Source organism: Phocaeicola coprocola DSM 17136, assembly GCF_000154845.1.
GTDB classification, from domain to species: domain Bacteria; phylum Bacteroidota; class Bacteroidia; order Bacteroidales; family Bacteroidaceae; genus Phocaeicola; species Phocaeicola coprocola.
The window spans coordinates 51691-67903 of sequence record NZ_DS981479.1; the positions used below are offsets into that span (position 1 = coordinate 51691).

Consider the following 16213-nt stretch of genomic DNA (forward strand, 5'->3'; position numbering starts at 1 on the left):
TATATGAAATATATTGTAATAGGACTGGGAAATTATGGCGGAAAGCTCGCCGAAGAACTGACTGTTTTGGGGCATGAAGTCATAGGAGTGGATGTGAGGGAACATTATGTGGATCATTTGAAAGATAAGATTGCTACAGCTTTTGTTCTTGATGCAACCGATGAAATCGCACTTTCTGTTCTTCCATTAAAGAGTGTAGATGTTGTTATTGTAGCAATAGGTGAAGACCTGGGAGCTTCTGTACGCGTTGTATCGTTGTTGAAGAAAAACAAGGTAAAGCATATTTATGCCCGTGCGATAGATGATGTCCATAAAACTGTGCTTGAAGCTTTTTCGCTAGACCGTATTCTGACTCCGGAGAAAGAGGCAGCACGTATGTTGGTCCAGTTGTTGGAACTGAATGCATCAGTAGAACCATTTCAGATAGACGAGGAACATTATATTTTCAAGTTTAATGTACCTGCCAAATTAGCAGGATATGGCATCAATGAATTGCAGTTGGAAAAGGAATTCGATTTGAAGATTATTTCATTGATACGTGGAAAGAAGGCACAGAATTGCATTGGTATTTCTATTTTGGAAAGAGAAGTAGCCAATGAATTTCCTGAAGACTATATAATACAGCCCGAAGATGCATTGGTATGTTACGGACTGTATGCTAATTTCATGAAGTTCTGGAAATCTATCCGTTGATTGAAAATTATATTCAAGAGGTAATGCCCTTAGTGGATATTTCTCTGGTTCAATGCCCGTTGGTAACGGCGGGCATTGGCAAGATGTTCGTTCCAGCTTTTGGCAAAGTTGTGTGTGCCAGAGAAATCTTCCTTCGCACACATATATAGATAATCATGCTTGGCGTAATTCAATACACTTTCCAGCCCGTCGATAGATGGTATGCGAATCGGTCCGGGAGGTAATCCTGCATGTTTATATGTATTATATGGACTATCTGTTTCCAGATGTTTATGCAGAATACGCTTAAGTCCAAATTCTTGCAAGCCAAATTTTACAGTGGGGTCGGCCTGCAAGGGCATACCTGTGTGCAGGCGGTTGATATAAAGACCGGCTACCATTGGCTTTTCTGCCTTATTAGCTGTTTCTTCTTCGACGATAGAAGCCAGAGTTGCCACTTCTTCGGGAGTAAAGCCGATACTTTTTGCTTTTTCCATCCGTTCCTTGTTCCAGAACCGGTCGTGTTCTTTTTTCATACGCTTGATAAAATCCTCAGCACTCATGGTCCAATACACTTCGTATGTATTGGGAATGAAAAGAGCAGGAATCGTGTATTGATTATATCCTAGCGTAGAACAATACGTACTGTCATTCAGCAAACTGGCGATAGAAGCTGAGTCCGTCATCAGACGTCGGGAAACGGATTTAGCCAATGCTCCGAGCGTACGTACACTGGGTACTGTCAGACGTATGGGAGTCTGATGTCCGCTTTTCAGTTGGTGAAATATATGCCAAGTGTTATCAGTCGGTTTAAGTTTATAGGCTCCCTCGTGAATGTTTTCAGCATAATTACTGCATGAAATGAGCATACGTAATCCGGTGATATCAGAGGTGTGGAAATCTTTCTTCAATTTTGTATATACGGAGTCTATGTTATCGTCGCTGTCAATGTAGAGATAAGCAGCTTTCTCTATTTTGAGAGGGGTATTCAGTATTAATGTTTTGCAGGCAACGACACCGATTAAAATCAATAAGACAATCGATCCGACGATATAAATAACTTTTTTATTTTTCATTCTTGCTTTATTTCAGTGCGGCAAAGATAGCTTATTTCTTCCATTTGGACAAAAAGAAAAAGGGAGAGTATCGTATTTCAATACTCTCCCTTTTAGGTAGTTTCTGGAAACCTGTATAAGTAGTTTAGTTTCGGAATATCAAACCTTCACTGCTACGTTCTACGATGATCGGTTTAGTACGGTCTACTTCCTGTGACAGAAGCTTCTTTGACAAATCGTTCAGTAAGTAGCGCTGGATAGCACGTTTTACCGGACGAGCACCAAACTCTGGATCGTATCCGGCAGTAGCAATAAAATCTACAGCCTGATCGCTCATCTGGAGTGTAACACCATTTTCTTCCAGCATTTTCTTGATGCCGTTTATCTGCAAGCGTACAATCTGTTCAATCTCGTTCTTGTTCAACGGCTGGAACATGATTGTTTCATCTATACGGTTCAAGAATTCCGGACGGATGGTCTTTTTCAGCATATTCATCACTTCTGCCTTGGTTTCTTCTACAACCTGGTCGTGGTTCTGATCATTGATCTTTTCGAACTGACTTTGTATGTAAGAACTTCCCAAGTTGGATGTCATGATGATAATGGTGTTCTTGAAGTTTACCGTACGTCCCTTATTATCAGTCAGACGTCCATCGTCCAATACTTGCAACAAGATATTGAATACATCCGGATGTGCTTTTTCGATTTCATCGAAAAGAACAACTGAGTATGGTTTACGGCGTACAGCTTCAGTCAACTGACCACCTTCATCGTAGCCAACGTATCCCGGAGGCGCACCGATCAGACGAGAAACGGTATGTTTCTCTTGGTATTCACTCATATCGATACGCGTCATCAGCGATTCATCATCGAACAGGTACTCGGCAAGAGCCTTTGCCAGCTCGGTTTTACCTACACCCGTAGTACCCAAGAAGATGAATGAACCAATCGGACGTTTCGGGTCTTGCAGTCCCGCACGGCTACGGCGTACAGCGTCGGCTACTGCTTCAATTGCTTCATCCTGACCGATAACACGTTTATGTAATTCATCTTCCAAGTGGAGCAATTTATCACGTTCGCTTTGCAACATCTTGCTTACCGGTATTCCCGTCCAGCGTGATACTACATCTGCGATATCTTCGGCAGTAACTTCCTCCTTGATCATGGCATTGTCGCCTTGCTTTTTCTTTAAGTCTTCCTGAATACTCTTTATTTCATTTTCCAAGCTCTGCAACTTACCATAACGGATTTCAGCAACTTTACCGTAGTCGCCTTCGCGTTCAGCCTTGTCAGCTTCAAATTTCAGCTGTTCTATTTCCTTCTTGTTCTGCTGAATCTTGTTCACCAGTTCTTTTTCGCTCTGCCATTTAGCCTTGTATGAAGTTTCCTGTTCCTTCAACTCAGCTATTTCTTTGTTCAATTGAGCAAGCTTAGCTTCATCTTTTTCACGTTTGATAGCTTCACGTTCAATTTCAAGCTGCTTCAACCGGCGTTCAATTTCATCCAGCTCTTCCGGAAGCGAGTCACGTTCCATACGAAGTTTGGCTGCGGCTTCATCCATCAAGTCGATAGCTTTATCCGGCAAGAAACGGTCGGTGATGTAACGGTTACTCAGTTCTACAGCGGCAATGATGGCTTCGTCTTTGATTCTCACCTGATGGTGATTCTCATAACGTTCCTTCAATCCACGCAAGATAGAAATAGAGCTTGCCGTATCCGGTTCGTCTACCATGACGGTCTGGAATCGTCTTTCGAGTGCTTTATCCTTTTCAAAATATTTCTGATATTCATCAAGGGTAGTAGCACCGATACTTCTCAGTTCGCCACGTGCCAAGGCCGGTTTCAGGATGTTTGCAGCATCCATGGCACCTTCACCTTTTCCGGCACCTACCAGTGTATGGATTTCATCGATGAACAAGATGATATTTCCATCCGATTTGGTTACTTCGTTGATAACCGACTTCAGTCGTTCTTCGAATTCGCCTTTGTATTTTGCACCTGCAACCAGCGCACCCATGTCGAGCGAAAACAATTGCTTGTTTTTCAAGTTCTCCGGAACATCTCCACGCAGGATTCGCTGAGCCAGTCCTTCTACGATCGCTGTCTTACCTGTACCCGGTTCACCAATCAGGACCGGATTGTTTTTGGTACGACGGCTCAAGATTTGCAGTACACGACGGATTTCTTCATCACGACCGATTACCGGGTCCAGCTTGCCGTTACGTGCAGCTTCTATCAGGTTGATGGCATATTTGCTGAGTGACTGGTATGTATCTTCACTAGACTGTGAAGTAACATTTTGTCCCTGACGAAGTTCACTGATAGCAGCTCGCAGCTCTTTGTCGGTAACACCTGCATCTTTCAAGATGGTAGATACGGTACTTTTTACATTGAGCAAAGCCAAGATGATAGCTTCCAGCGAAACATATTCATCACCCAGTGATTTGGAAAGCTCGACAGCTTTCTGCAATACTTCATTAGCGTCACGGCTCAGGTAAGGTTCACCTCCTGAAACCTTTGGCAAAGAAGCTATTTGCTTGTCGAGTACGGTTTCTATCTGCTGACCGTTGATGCCAAGTTTCTGGAAAATGAAGTTTGTGACATTTTCGCCAACCTTCAGCACCCCTGCCAACAAATGTTCCGGCTCGATAGCTTGCTGTCCGCGGCTTTGTACGAGATTCACCGCTTGTTGCACAGCTTCTTGCGATTTGATTGTAAAGTTGTTAAAGTTCATATATTGTTCTCCTTTCTTATTTATCTATGTTTTTGTAATACACCTTTTATCAGACAAACTTCTTGCCACAGCTTTAAGAATATAATTATATGCCTAAATGTCAGTGTGTTAGCTTTGAAAACTGCAATATTGTCCGGATATATATCAAAATGTCAGGAAAGTTTTTATTATCTTTATCGCCATAAACTTTGATATATGGAAAAGAAGATACCTTTTGCCCCTGTTGTGATGCTGATAGATGCTTCTTATCTGGACAGGGTAGGCAGTGACATGAGTGCTCATTTTGCCCCAATCGTGAACCGTGAGTTACCCAAAGCTGATCTCGCTAACCTGCTGGAGTGCCTTGCTCTGGATGCAGGAATACAGCTGGGAGAAAATGAGGTACAGGTGATTTTTATCTACGATGCCGGAGAAGAAAAAATGAATTTTTGCACTCCTTCAAATCTGGGAAAAGAACTCCATGATGTAGCGTTCAAGAGTCAGCTGGGCGAATTTTCACTTTATGCCTTCCAGCCTTCCGATATGGCAACCCGCGAAGACCTGTTTATCGAGTCGTTCCAGTTGGCCGGTGAATCGAAAGATGTTCATCGCATTATCATTGTGCCCGATGAAGACGGATATGGTGAGCGCATGGGTAACTATATAAATAAGGTGAAAGGTAAGGAAAGCATTACCGTTTTTGGAATGAACCCTCCTGCATACGAAGGTGATTATTCGTTTGAGATGTTGGGATTCCCCATTCTTCAGTCATTAGGAATACGTGCGGAGGAACTCTAAATGTCAGACTTCCGACTGAAAGTTTTTTACAGTGTGGCGAAAAACCTGAGCTTTACAAAGGCTTCGCAGGAATTGTTCGTCAGCCAGCCCGCTATAACCAAACATATACGCGAGCTGGAAAGCTTGTATCAAACCCGGTTGTTCAATCGTTTAGGGAATACGATTTCGCTGACCGAATCGGGAAATGTTTTGCTGGAACATTGCGAGCGTATTTTGGCCGAATATCGTAAGCTGGAGTACGATATGCATTTGTTGCATAATGAATACAACGGCCAGCTTCGTCTGGGTGCCAGTACGACGATAGCCCAGTATGTGCTTCCGCCTATTTTAGCAGCTTTTACAGAGAAATATCCGAAAGTTTCCGTTTCGCTGATAGATACAAATTCACGCAATGTTGAACAGGCATTGCAGGAACACAATATAGATTTAGGTATGGTAGAAGGAGTATTCCGCTTGCCTAACCTGAAATATGAGCCTTTTCTGCACGATGAGCTGGTGCCGGTAGTTTGTACTTCTTCTGCCTTGGCTAAAAAAGATTCGCTGACACTCGATGAACTTAAGGATATACCACTGGTACTTCGTGAACGAGGATCGGGTACACTCGATGCAATTGAAATGGCACTATCCGAACAGGGAATAAAGCTTTCGTCGATGAATGTCAGGTTGTATTTGGGTAGTACGGAAAGCATTAAGCAGTTTTTGAGAAACAGCTCCACAATGGGCATTATATCCCTTCAGGCAATGTTGAAAGAACTTCGTGAAGGCGAGTTTAAGATAATTGATATAAACGGACTACAGATAAAAAGACATTTCTGTTTTGTGCGTGCTCAGGGACAGGAGGAAGCTCCGGCTGCCAATTTTATTCGTTTTGTACAAAGCTATTTGAAGTCGCGTAAAGCTGCGGGAGATATAATAGGTAAGATGATGGTATAGCATCCGTTTTCGTTGGATGCTGGACAATAAAAATGTCCCGGCTGTATTTCTGATTATCCGTCAGATCATTCGAAATATGCCGGGACTACTTGTAATATTTAATTTTTACATGAAAGCAGGAACCAGGTATTTAGTCAGCAGATAGCCACCGCCTACCAGCCAGATATACAGCAATCCTGCCAGCAAGAATGGTTTTGCACCTGCTTGTTTGAATTTCTCGATACTGGTATCTGTACCAAGGGCAGTCATTGCCATTGTCAGCATAAATGTATCAATGTATTCGATTGCACCGTTCAAAGGTATTTCCTTTACGCTGTCTACACCTAATATATATTGTAAAAGTGAGTTCAGACAGATGATTCCGATGAATCCGAAAGCAAACCATGGAATAGTGATTTTACTCTTTTCTGCTTTTCCTCCGTTAGTGCTGCTTTTACGTTTTGCCAAAGCAAAGCTCATGATGACCAATACCGGAGCAAGCATCATCACACGAATCATTTTTGTGATAGTAGCTGTACCTGCAATACCCAGTGCGTCGGTAGGGTCCATGGCATTACCGGCTCCGGCTACATGCGCTACTTCGTGAAGGGTACTTCCGGTGTAAATGGCAACTCCCATATCTCCCAATCCGTCTAGCATACCGGCACGGTACATGATGGGGTAAAGAAACATTGAAATTGTTCCGAAGATTACCACTGTAGATACGGCAATAGCTGTCTTGTGACCTTCACATTTCACTACCGGTTCTGCACCCAGTACCGCAGCCGCACCACAGATAGCACTACCCGTTGCAGTCATCAGTGAAGTATCTTTGTCCATTTTCATGGCACGTCCCAACCAGATGCCCAGGAAGATAGTTCCTGCAACTATGATTGTATCGATTATAACCGCAGGTAATCCTACTGCAGCAACTTCAGTAAGTGTCAGTCGGAAACCATATAACACGATACCTGCGCGCAGGATTTGTTTAGTACAGAATTTGATTCCCGGTACCCAAGTTTCGGGTAAATGGTTTCTCAAACTGTTAGCATAAAGCATACCCAATATGATACCTACAATCAGCGGACTGAATGAAAGACTTTTTACAAATGGAATTTCAGCAATGTAGAATGCTGCAAATGAAAATAATGCAATAAGCAAAATACCATGAATGGTATTACCTCTGTTTCCTTTTTCGAACATCGTATAATTTTTTAATGGTTAATTCTTTTTTTTTCGACTGCAAAGGTAGGTCATTATTCAGTGGAAACCTATTGAAAAATATTTATCCGTTATAACCAAAGGTAATAACCTTGAAGTAAACAATTAGTCCTTTCTTCTTTTCTGTCGGTATGCTGTTTGGCTTACCAGAAGTATGAAAAAGAAGAAAGGATTCTAAATGCAGAAGTACTGCCATAGTTGTCGAAATAAAACTTCAGCAAGTTTTATTGATTTTATCATGATCTTTTGGGAAACTTTACATCAATTTTCTAAAAAAGATGATGATGTTTTTTTGAGTGCATGACAGCTGTTGCTTAAATAGTTGATAATCTTCTGCTTATAATTTGCAAAATAGAGAGACAAAAAATGGAACACTCATATCTATCAGTATGCCGTGAAAAATAGCAACAGGCATCATATCTTTACCCGAATATCGAGTGATCATGGGTAAGACCACGTCCATGGAGTTTACTCCGGCAGCTGAGATCGGAGCAAGCTTTCCGAAGTATTTGCATAACAATGGTGTTCCAAGCAATGCCATCATTTCACGGAATATGTTAGACAGCAATGCGATTGTTCCTAATTCGGTAGCAAGTTGAAGTCCGATAGAAGCTTCTTTGAACTGAGTAATCAGGATGGACGAGAGCGAATAATAGGCAAATCCGCTTCCTACAGCCATACAGTCGAATATGCTCCAGCGGGAAATCAGCAGGCTGGCAAGTGCCGAAAAGAGCAGCGTACCACATATAGTGGCAAGGGGTATGAGCAAATATTTCAGACGAATATCGGATATGATATACTTCAAATCCTTGCTCGATCCGATACTTAATCCTACTTGTAGCATCAGTGCATATAAGATATACATCGTCAGGTTACTTTGCTTAAGATCAAAAGGAAGCCATCCCATAACTCCCAATATGCAGCCAGCTACAAAAAACAATAAAACGATAATACTTCCTTTCATTGTTCACCTCCTTTCTTGAAGAAAAATTTCAGCACCATCCACGATGCCAGAATACTGCCGCAGGTAGCAGAAAAAGCCAGTATGGCAGCCTGCCATCCAAATGCAGCCAGATTATTGATAATTAGTTCATTTGAACCGACTGAGATTCCAAGCAGGAACAACAGAAGAAAAATAGTAATCGAAATGGTCTTTTCTGTCTTTTGCAAAAAGGCAATATTTCTGAACAGGTATCCCACAATGATCCCTGTCAACATAAATCCGATAACAGTAAACATATATACTTGATTATGAGGTTAGAAACTTTTGTTATATAGTCTTTGTTGTGCCGTCAGAAGCGGCTGTACCTCATAGAAATCCACTGAACCAATGTATGTGTACGATGCGATAACCGTTGCATATAGGTTCATGCAACAGCAACTTTATGTCGGTATGTATCGCTTTTATATTCATTGGTCAGTTTGGTTTTTGATGGCGCAAAGGTATGATGTTTTTGCATATTTTCCAAATCATTATGCATAAAAGCAGTACAAACAGTCGAGATTCGCCACAAGCAGGTTGAAATAGAGTATTTTATTATTCGACTGACTCCTGCTTGCAGCGTATCTTCGTAACACGACATACATAAACGGAGAATACCGTTATGAAGAAGAACTGATGCTCCCGGATACTTTTTCGTTGCTGGTAATTCAGTCATAAAGAGAGAAAATCCAGAACCATTCAAGTTACGATGCTGTCGATGTTAGTCATTACATTATCGCAAAGTGTGCAGCCTGCCATCCATAATGCCAGGTTGCTAATAGTCGATTTATTTTGATCCTATTGAAAATCCTAAATATAAAGAGTAAAAGCAAAGTGGTAAATGTAACGGTTTTTTCAGCCCTTATAAAAGAAAAACATGTACGAAAAGATGCCCGATAGCCATACCCATCTATACAAAGGTAAGTAAAATCAGGATATATCAAAAATAAATGATGTATATTTGTGGAGAAAAAGCAGACATTAACATGATACGAAATACATTGTTGGCACTTGCCTTAGGAACGGCACTCTGCGGACAGGCTCAGGAAAGTATGAAAGCTGAATTTTGTTCTCCCTTCGACTTTCCGTTGCTGCTAAGTGCAAATTTCGGTGAGTTGAGGCCAAATCACTTTCATAACGGACTAGATATAAAGACACAAGGGGTTACAGGTAAACCGATTCATGCTGTTGCCGATGGATACGTATCACGAATCATGGTATTGCATGGTGGATATGGTCAGGCGATTTTTGTTACTCATCCCAATGGATATACTTCAGTCTACGGACATGTTGTATCTTTTGCTCCGGAAATACAGAAATATGTACGTGCATACCAGTATGAACATGAAACGTTTGTATGTAATCTGTATCCCGAACCTGATAAGTTTCCTGTAAAGGCTGGAGATATCATCGCTTTAAGCGGGAATGAAGGAGCATCGGCAGGACCGCATCTTCATCTGGAATTACGGAGAAACGACAATGGAGATTATGTAGATCCTATGCCATTTTTCAGTCATTATCTGAAGGATACCAGGTCACCGGTAGCTAGTATTGTCGGGCTTTATCCGGTGGCTGGCAAAGGTGTAATAAATGGTTCTTCCAGAAAGAAACTGGTAAATGTAGGAGCTTTGAAGCAGCAGTTTACAGCTTGGGGGCAGATTTATACGGGTATCAGTGCCAAGGACTATATGGACGGAACGTCAAATTTTTATGGAGTGCATTCGGTTACTTTGTATGTAGATTCTGTAAAGGTTTTCAATAGTACAACTGATGAGGTTTCTGCCGATGAGAATCGTATGATAAACGGTTTTACTGATTATGATGAACTGATGCGTACGCGCAGGCTTATCATGCGTTCGTATAAGTTGCCGGGCAATAGGCTTCGCCTGATAGAAACCGGTTCAGACCGCGGACTGGTGACTATTGATGAGGAACGTGATTATCATTTCTGCTACGTACTGGAGGATAATTTCGGTAATAAGCGTAAATATCGTTTTATGGTGCGAGGCAAAAAACAGGAGATTCCTCCTTATGTACCCGAAGCCAATAAGATGTTGTACTGGAATAAGACAAATGTTATTCAGGAGCCTGGTATGGAACTGGTTGTGCCTAAGGGCATGCTTTACGATGATGCTGAATTGCGGACGAGAGTAATCGGTGATTCCAACAGTATTTCTTTCGATTATGTGCTCGATATCGGACGTACTCCTTTACATAGCTTCTGTGATCTGTCTATTGGGGTACGCCATTTGCCTGTTGCCGATACGACAAAATATTATATTGTGCAGAAAGCTGGAAAATGGCGCTCTTCTATGGGAGGAACGTATCAGAATGGCTGGATAAAGACCAAAGTCCGCACATTGGGAACATTTGCTGTAGGGGTAGATACGATACCTCCTCAGGTTACTCCTTTGGGACAGGGTAGTTGGCGTGTGAACAGAAATATTCGCTTTAAGATCAGTGACGCACAGACTGGTATTCGGGATTATAAAGTATATGTAGACGGCAACTTCGTACTTTTCGGATTGAAGAAAGGTATTCTGATCATTCAGGACCCGGAACGGATAAAAAAAGGTGTGTCTCATAAACTGGAAGTGATAGTGACTGATAATTGTGGTAACGAAACACGAAAACAATATAAATTCTAAATACGTATGATAAAAAAACTAATGTTGACTGCCTGCCTTGTGGTAGCAGCGTGTGTAAACGGTTGGGCATGTACCAACTTTATTGTCGGCAAGAAGGCTTCTGCCGATGGTTCTGTAATCGTATCCTATTCTGCCGATTCGTATGGCATGTTTGGGTTCCTTTGCCATTATCCGGCTGCCGTACATGCAGCGGGTACAATGCGTAATATCTACGAGTGGGATACTGGTAAGTATCTGGGACAGATAAAGGAAGCTAAACAGACCTACAATGTGATAGGAAACATGAACGAGTTTCAGGTTACTATCGGAGAAACTACATTCGGAGGTCGTCCGGAGCTGGTTGACACTACCGGTGTGATGGACTACGGAAGCTTGATTTATGTTGCTTTGCAGCGTTCGCGTACAGCCAAAGAGGCAATCAAGGTTATGACTGATCTGGTGAAGGAATATGGTTATTACAGCAGTGGTGAATCATTTACTATTGCCGATCCGAATGAGGCTTGGATTATGGAAATGATTGGAAAAGGACCAGGAGTGAAGGGAGCTGTATGGGTAGCAGTCCGTATTCCGGACGACTGTATAGCAGCTCATGCAAACCAAAGCCGTATTCATCAGTTTGATATGAACGATAAAGATAATTGTCTTTATTCTCCGGATGTGATTTCGTTTGCACGTGAAAAAGGTTATTTCGATGGAGTAAACAAGGATTTCAGCTTTGCTGATGCTTATTGTCCGCTTGATTTCAGTGGGTTGCGTGCTTGCGAGGCTCGTGTGTGGAGTTTCTATAACATGTTCAGCAAAGTAACCGGACAGGCTTATCTTTCTTACATACAAGGTGAAAGCAAAGAACCGATGCCGCTTTATATTAAGCCGGACCGTAAGGTTTCTGTTCGTGATATTCAGCATGCTATGCGCGATCATTATGAAGGTACTCCGCTTGATATCACTAACGATATGGGAGCAGGAGCATTTAAAATGCCTTATCGTTTATCTCCATTGACATTTGAAGTGGATGGCAAGACTTACTTCAACGAACGTCCTATTTCAACTCAGCAGAGTGGTTTTGTCTTTGTTTCTCAAATGCGTTCTACTATGCCTGATGCCATCGGTGGAGTACTTTGGTTTGGAGTTGATGATGCCAATATGACTGTATTTACTCCGGTTTATTGTAATACCGATAAAGTTCCTGCTTCTTATGCAGAAGGAGAGGGCGACTGTGTGACATTCTCATGGAATTCTGCTTTCTGGATTTACAACTGGGTAGCAGATATGATTCGTCCCCGCTATAGTCTGATGATAGACGATATGCGTACAGTTCAGAATTCATTGGAAGATATGTATGCTGACGCTCAGGAAGGTATCGAGAGTACCGCTATGAAACTGTATACTCAAGATCCTCAGAAAGCAAAGGATTTTCTTACCAATTACACAGGAATGGCTGCTCAGACTGCTGTTGATAGCTGGAAAAAACTGGGTGAGTTCCTGATTGTCCGTTATAATGATGGAGTAGTAAAACGTGTAAAGAATGGTAAGATTGTACGTCCTGAAACAGGAAATACTGCTCCTCTCGATCGTCCGGGTTATCCGCAGGAATTCTTGAATGAGGTTGTAAAAGCTACCGGAGAACGTTATCTGGTGAAATAAGAAATACAAAATGAATAACTAAAAACAGCTGTTCAAGGATTTGTGAGTCATTTTTTTGATTCGATTAACGAGAGAGCTGTTTTTGCATTATCCCCTATAAATAGTGATAATAGAATCATTATTTATGGGGGTATTTTTTTTATATTGATAATGTACTTTTGTAAAAAGAGAAAGATTTATGTGAGAAAATAAGATAAAGAGTACAATGATCGATTAGAAAATGTGATACTATAATTCAAACTTTGTTTTTTTATTTAGAGATGGGGCACAAATAAATTGTGTTAATTTAGTCAGGATACATCGTGAAGATGTATCCTGATTTTTGTATTATCTGACTATTAATAGCTTTCAAACAGAAAATCGCATGTGAATGATTGTTCCCTTATTTAAAGTAGATTCGATTTCACATTCTCCCTGCAATTTATTGCATCTTTCTTTTATCGTTTGTAATCCTAATCCTGCTGTCAAGATATTATGAGATGAGGACGTATCAAATCCTTGGCCGTCATCCTCTACTATAACTTCTATGTCGCTGGGTGTACAACTGACAGTAAGATACATGTTTTGGGCATGTGCATGTTTGATTATATTGGATATGATTTCCTGCAAGATTCTGTATATTTCCAAAATATTTTCTGATGGAATTGATAAATCGTTTATTTCGTCGGCTATATATGGATGCAGGGCTGGAGATTTTAAAGCACTTAGTTTTTCGACGTATAGATTCAGCATTTGATATAAACTGATGTTGCTGAAATTTGGTGTCGATAATTGGTGTGATATGTTACGTACGGTTTCTCGTATCACGCCAAGCTGTGCTGCAAGTTGACTGGCATTTGCTTGCTGTAACTGCATTTCAGTTGCCAGCAACTCATTGCAGACATTGTTATGGAGTTCTTTAGAAATATAGTTATTGCTGTCTTCCAGTCCTTTAAGATATCTTTCTGTCATTTTCTTATTCATTTCATCAATTAGCTGCTGGCTTTGTATTTCTTTATTCCTTAGTTCTTTTTCCAGTTCCGATTGACTCAGTTTAAGTGCTACTTTTCTTTTCTGAAGACTGATTATAATGATACAAGATAGTAGTATGATTAGTATTAATATGCTGGAAATAATGTATATACGTGTTTGATATGCGATTTTGTTTTTGGCTTTTTCTGCGTTGAGGCTAATGATTTCCAGATTCTTTTCTTTAGTTTTAAGTTCAGCTTCGAATCCGGCCAGACGATTATGGAAATTCTTGTGTTGGATTTTTTGCTCTGTTTCGTATGCTTCAAGAGCCAATTTGTATGACTCTTTCACGTTGTTTCTTTTGGCTTCTACCTCTGCCAATGCAAGAAGGGACTTGGTGAGTAGCACACTTGGATTTTTTCTGTAAAAATCTAAAGCGTTTGATAGATATTGTCGGGCTTGAGTCAGAGAGTCTGTAGCCTGAAAAAGCATATATCCGTACAGGTAATCCAAATTTGCCTTATTGTACTCGTTGCTTGATTGCTTTTTATAGCTTATGGCTTTCTGGTAATATTTGATTGCTGATTTGGTTTCTCCTGTATCATATAGTGCTTTTGCGTAATTGGTATAGATATATAATTTTAGTCCTGCGGGCATATTGTCTTGTAATAACCTGGTAGCTAATTGAAGACTATCGATGGCATTCTTATAATATTTCCCGTTTGTGAGAAGGATGGCATGGTTACATAAATAACTTATCTTATTGATCTGATAATCGAATGCAAGTGTATCTGTTTGTGGGTATGAAAAAAATCTCCGTGAAAATACTATTGCTTTTTGATTTTCCTCCAGTTCATTGTACAGAGTGGCTATATTGCTGCTGATGATGGCTGAAAGTGTATAATCTTTTTGTTGTTCGGTTATTTTCAAAGCTTTTTTGTACATTAAAATAGCTTTGTCGAGCATGAATGAATTCTTGTATATAACTCCTGATAAGTTATATGATTCAGCCAGTCGGGAAGTGTCATTAGCTTGCTCAAACAGTTTTATAGCTTCGTGAGCAAATTTCTTTGCTTCATCAAGTTTATTGTTTGACCATAGTCCATACGCTATTTCATAGGTAGCGATACTTTCCGATTGTAATAATTTTTTTTGAGCGTCGGATGAAAATCTTCTGTCTTTTAAAAGACTGATTTCTTTTTTGACATCCTTAAGTATTGAATATGCTTTATCATACTCTCGTTTCGAATTGAGGTAAGTAGCATAAGTTGTGTGTATCTCTACTGCGGCAACTGGGTCGTTTTGGTAATTCACTTGTTGTTTTGCTAGAGAATATATAGAATCCATCCGGTGAAAGTCACCGTTATCGCCGTATTGTTGAATCTGTTGGACAAAATTGTTGGCTGTGATATATCCAGTAAAAATACTTAGAACGAAACTTAAGATTAATTTTTTCATGTAGTTATCCATCCTTTTATAAAAGCCAGGCGCATAAGATGTGAGACATTGATAGCGCCACTTTTTAATAATATGTTTTTTCTCATTGTATCTATAGTGCTTTTGCTGAGGTTAAGTTTTTGGGCTATTTCCTCAGATGTGTACCCACATGATAACATATTGATGATTTCTTTTTCACGAGGGCTTGGTGTATATGCTATCGAATCTGTTGCAGAATGATCTCCTACAAGCGACAATACAATATTGAGTGCTGTGGGAGAGTAGTATTTATTTTTTGTCAATAGGATAGATTCGATTGCTTTTTTTATTTCGCTGGTATTATCATTTTTGGAAACTATACCTGCTACTTCTTTTTTTATTAGCAGTTTTATTATCCAAAACTCCGTATGCATAGTATATACAAGCACAGGTGTCTGAGGTATTTTCTTTTGTAAGTATGGCAGCAGATCTAATGCTGTTTTATCTTGTAGCTCGTAATCGATGATTAAAAGACTAATGGGATTACTTTCTATAAAATTATACAGTTCAGAGTAATGCTTTCCTGTTGTGACCTGATATCTTTCATCCGTCATCAGTAGTTGAGCAGTACCTTCTGCTATCATAGGGTGATCGTCCAATATGTAGATATGTTCTTTCATACAAAAGTTTCTGTTTTCTAAAAGATATATTTATTCACTTTTATGTTACACAATAGTTCGTTAAAAATTCGCCAAGCCTAAGCGGCTCTGGCAGTAAATAAAATGAGTTCTTTGAAAAGTTTGTCAATAACTTGCGGGTCTGGGTTAATCCCGAACACGCAAATAAATCGTTCAAGCATATAAGCATTGTGTATGAAAGACTTGCAAGAGGATATGGAATAGGCTATTCCGAGCCTCTTACATGCCGCTTTGGCCAAGTTGACAGCTGCGAGCGATGCATTGAAGTGAAAATCCAACTTCCTGAAGTCGGTTGACTGGCAGTTGGTGATTCCTGCATGCTGCTTGCCATCTCTAAAGCAAAATTCCAGTTGGAACCTGGTTCTGTAATAATCCAGCACCTCACGTCCATCCATGGAATCGTCTGTAGAGAAGTAAAGCTGCCACTTGTCTGTCCTCCCGTCCATCGGATACCAGACGGCTAAGGAAGGCTTACCTTTTGAGAGCTTTTGCATATACCCTCA

At 40.5% G+C, this 16213-nt stretch carries 12 protein-coding genes and 1 pseudogene; 5 read left to right on the plus strand and 8 right to left on the minus strand.

From position 1 onward, the window contains the following. Window positions 1-3: 3 nt before the first annotated feature. Window positions 4-693 (plus strand): potassium channel family protein, encoded by a 690-nt coding sequence (locus BACCOP_RS09885; protein WP_007568755.1) that lies wholly within the window; start codon window positions 4-6, stop codon window positions 691-693. A gap of 29 nt (window positions 694-722) precedes the next feature. On the opposite strand, the gene mltG is transcribed toward BACCOP_RS09885, so the two are convergent. Together mltG and clpB are read right to left on the minus strand one after the other, a co-directional pair. Further along, window positions 723-1748, minus strand: a complete 1026-nt coding sequence (gene mltG / locus BACCOP_RS09890) for an endolytic transglycosylase MltG (RefSeq protein WP_007568757.1) — start codon at window positions 1746-1748, stop codon at window positions 723-725. A 124-nt stretch (window positions 1749-1872) separates the two neighbouring features. Next, window positions 1873-4461 (minus strand): ATP-dependent chaperone ClpB, encoded by a 2589-nt coding sequence (clpB, locus tag BACCOP_RS09895; RefSeq protein WP_007568759.1) that lies wholly within the window; start codon window positions 4459-4461, stop codon window positions 1873-1875. A gap of 195 nt (window positions 4462-4656) precedes the next feature. Between clpB and BACCOP_RS09900 the strand changes: the two genes are divergently transcribed. Together BACCOP_RS09900 and BACCOP_RS09905 are read left to right on the plus strand one after the other, a co-directional pair. Beyond that, complete coding sequence (locus BACCOP_RS09900) at window positions 4657-5238, plus strand: DUF6621 family protein (RefSeq protein ID WP_007568761.1); 582 nt, start codon at window positions 4657-4659, stop codon at window positions 5236-5238. Then, on the plus strand, window positions 5239-6171 hold the full coding sequence (locus BACCOP_RS09905; RefSeq protein WP_007568763.1) for a LysR family transcriptional regulator: 933 nt from the start codon (window positions 5239-5241) through the stop codon (window positions 6169-6171). Between the two features lie 105 nt (window positions 6172-6276). On the opposite strand, the gene BACCOP_RS09910 is transcribed toward BACCOP_RS09905, so the two are convergent. From BACCOP_RS09910 to BACCOP_RS09920, 3 genes are all read right to left on the minus strand, one after another. Then, the gene (locus BACCOP_RS09910; protein WP_007568765.1) at window positions 6277-7353 is read right to left on the minus strand and encodes a YeiH family protein; all 1077 of its coding nucleotides are present in this window, start codon (window positions 7351-7353) and stop codon (window positions 6277-6279) included. A 355-nt stretch (window positions 7354-7708) separates the two neighbouring features. Then, entirely contained in the window at window positions 7709-8335 is a 627-nt protein-coding gene (locus BACCOP_RS09915; RefSeq protein ID WP_007568769.1) for a LysO family transporter, read from the minus strand. Beyond that, window positions 8332-8610 carry a LysO family transporter gene (locus BACCOP_RS09920; protein WP_007568770.1) on the minus strand — a complete coding sequence of 93 codons (279 nt, stop codon included), beginning with the start codon at window positions 8608-8610 and terminating at the stop codon, window positions 8332-8334. The genes BACCOP_RS09915 and BACCOP_RS09920 overlap by 4 nt, the downstream gene beginning before the upstream one ends. Before the next feature lie 729 nt (window positions 8611-9339). On the opposite strand from BACCOP_RS09920, the gene BACCOP_RS09925 reads away from it, so the two are divergent. Both BACCOP_RS09925 and BACCOP_RS09930 read left to right on the plus strand, forming a co-directional pair. Then, complete coding sequence (locus tag BACCOP_RS09925) at window positions 9340-11001, plus strand: M23 family metallopeptidase (RefSeq protein ID WP_040312011.1); 1662 nt, start codon at window positions 9340-9342, stop codon at window positions 10999-11001. A 6-nt stretch (window positions 11002-11007) separates the two neighbouring features. Further along, a complete protein-coding gene (locus tag BACCOP_RS09930) occupies window positions 11008-12645 on the plus strand; it encodes a C69 family dipeptidase (RefSeq protein WP_007568773.1) in 1638 nt (545 codons plus the stop codon). A 348-nt stretch (window positions 12646-12993) separates the two neighbouring features. On the opposite strand, the gene BACCOP_RS09935 is transcribed toward BACCOP_RS09930, so the two are convergent. From BACCOP_RS09935 to BACCOP_RS09945, 3 genes and pseudogenes are all read right to left on the minus strand, one after another. Continuing rightward, window positions 12994-15054, minus strand: coding sequence for a tetratricopeptide repeat-containing sensor histidine kinase (locus BACCOP_RS09935; protein WP_185150254.1), 2061 nt, complete (start codon window positions 15052-15054; stop codon window positions 12994-12996). Then, window positions 15051-15692 (minus strand): response regulator transcription factor, encoded by a 642-nt coding sequence (locus BACCOP_RS09940; protein WP_007568775.1) that lies wholly within the window; start codon window positions 15690-15692, stop codon window positions 15051-15053. Before BACCOP_RS09940 ends, BACCOP_RS09935 begins: the two co-directional genes overlap by 4 nt. A 77-nt stretch (window positions 15693-15769) precedes the next feature. Further along, window positions 15770-16213: pseudogene (locus BACCOP_RS09945) on the minus strand (transposase); the annotation flags it as partial.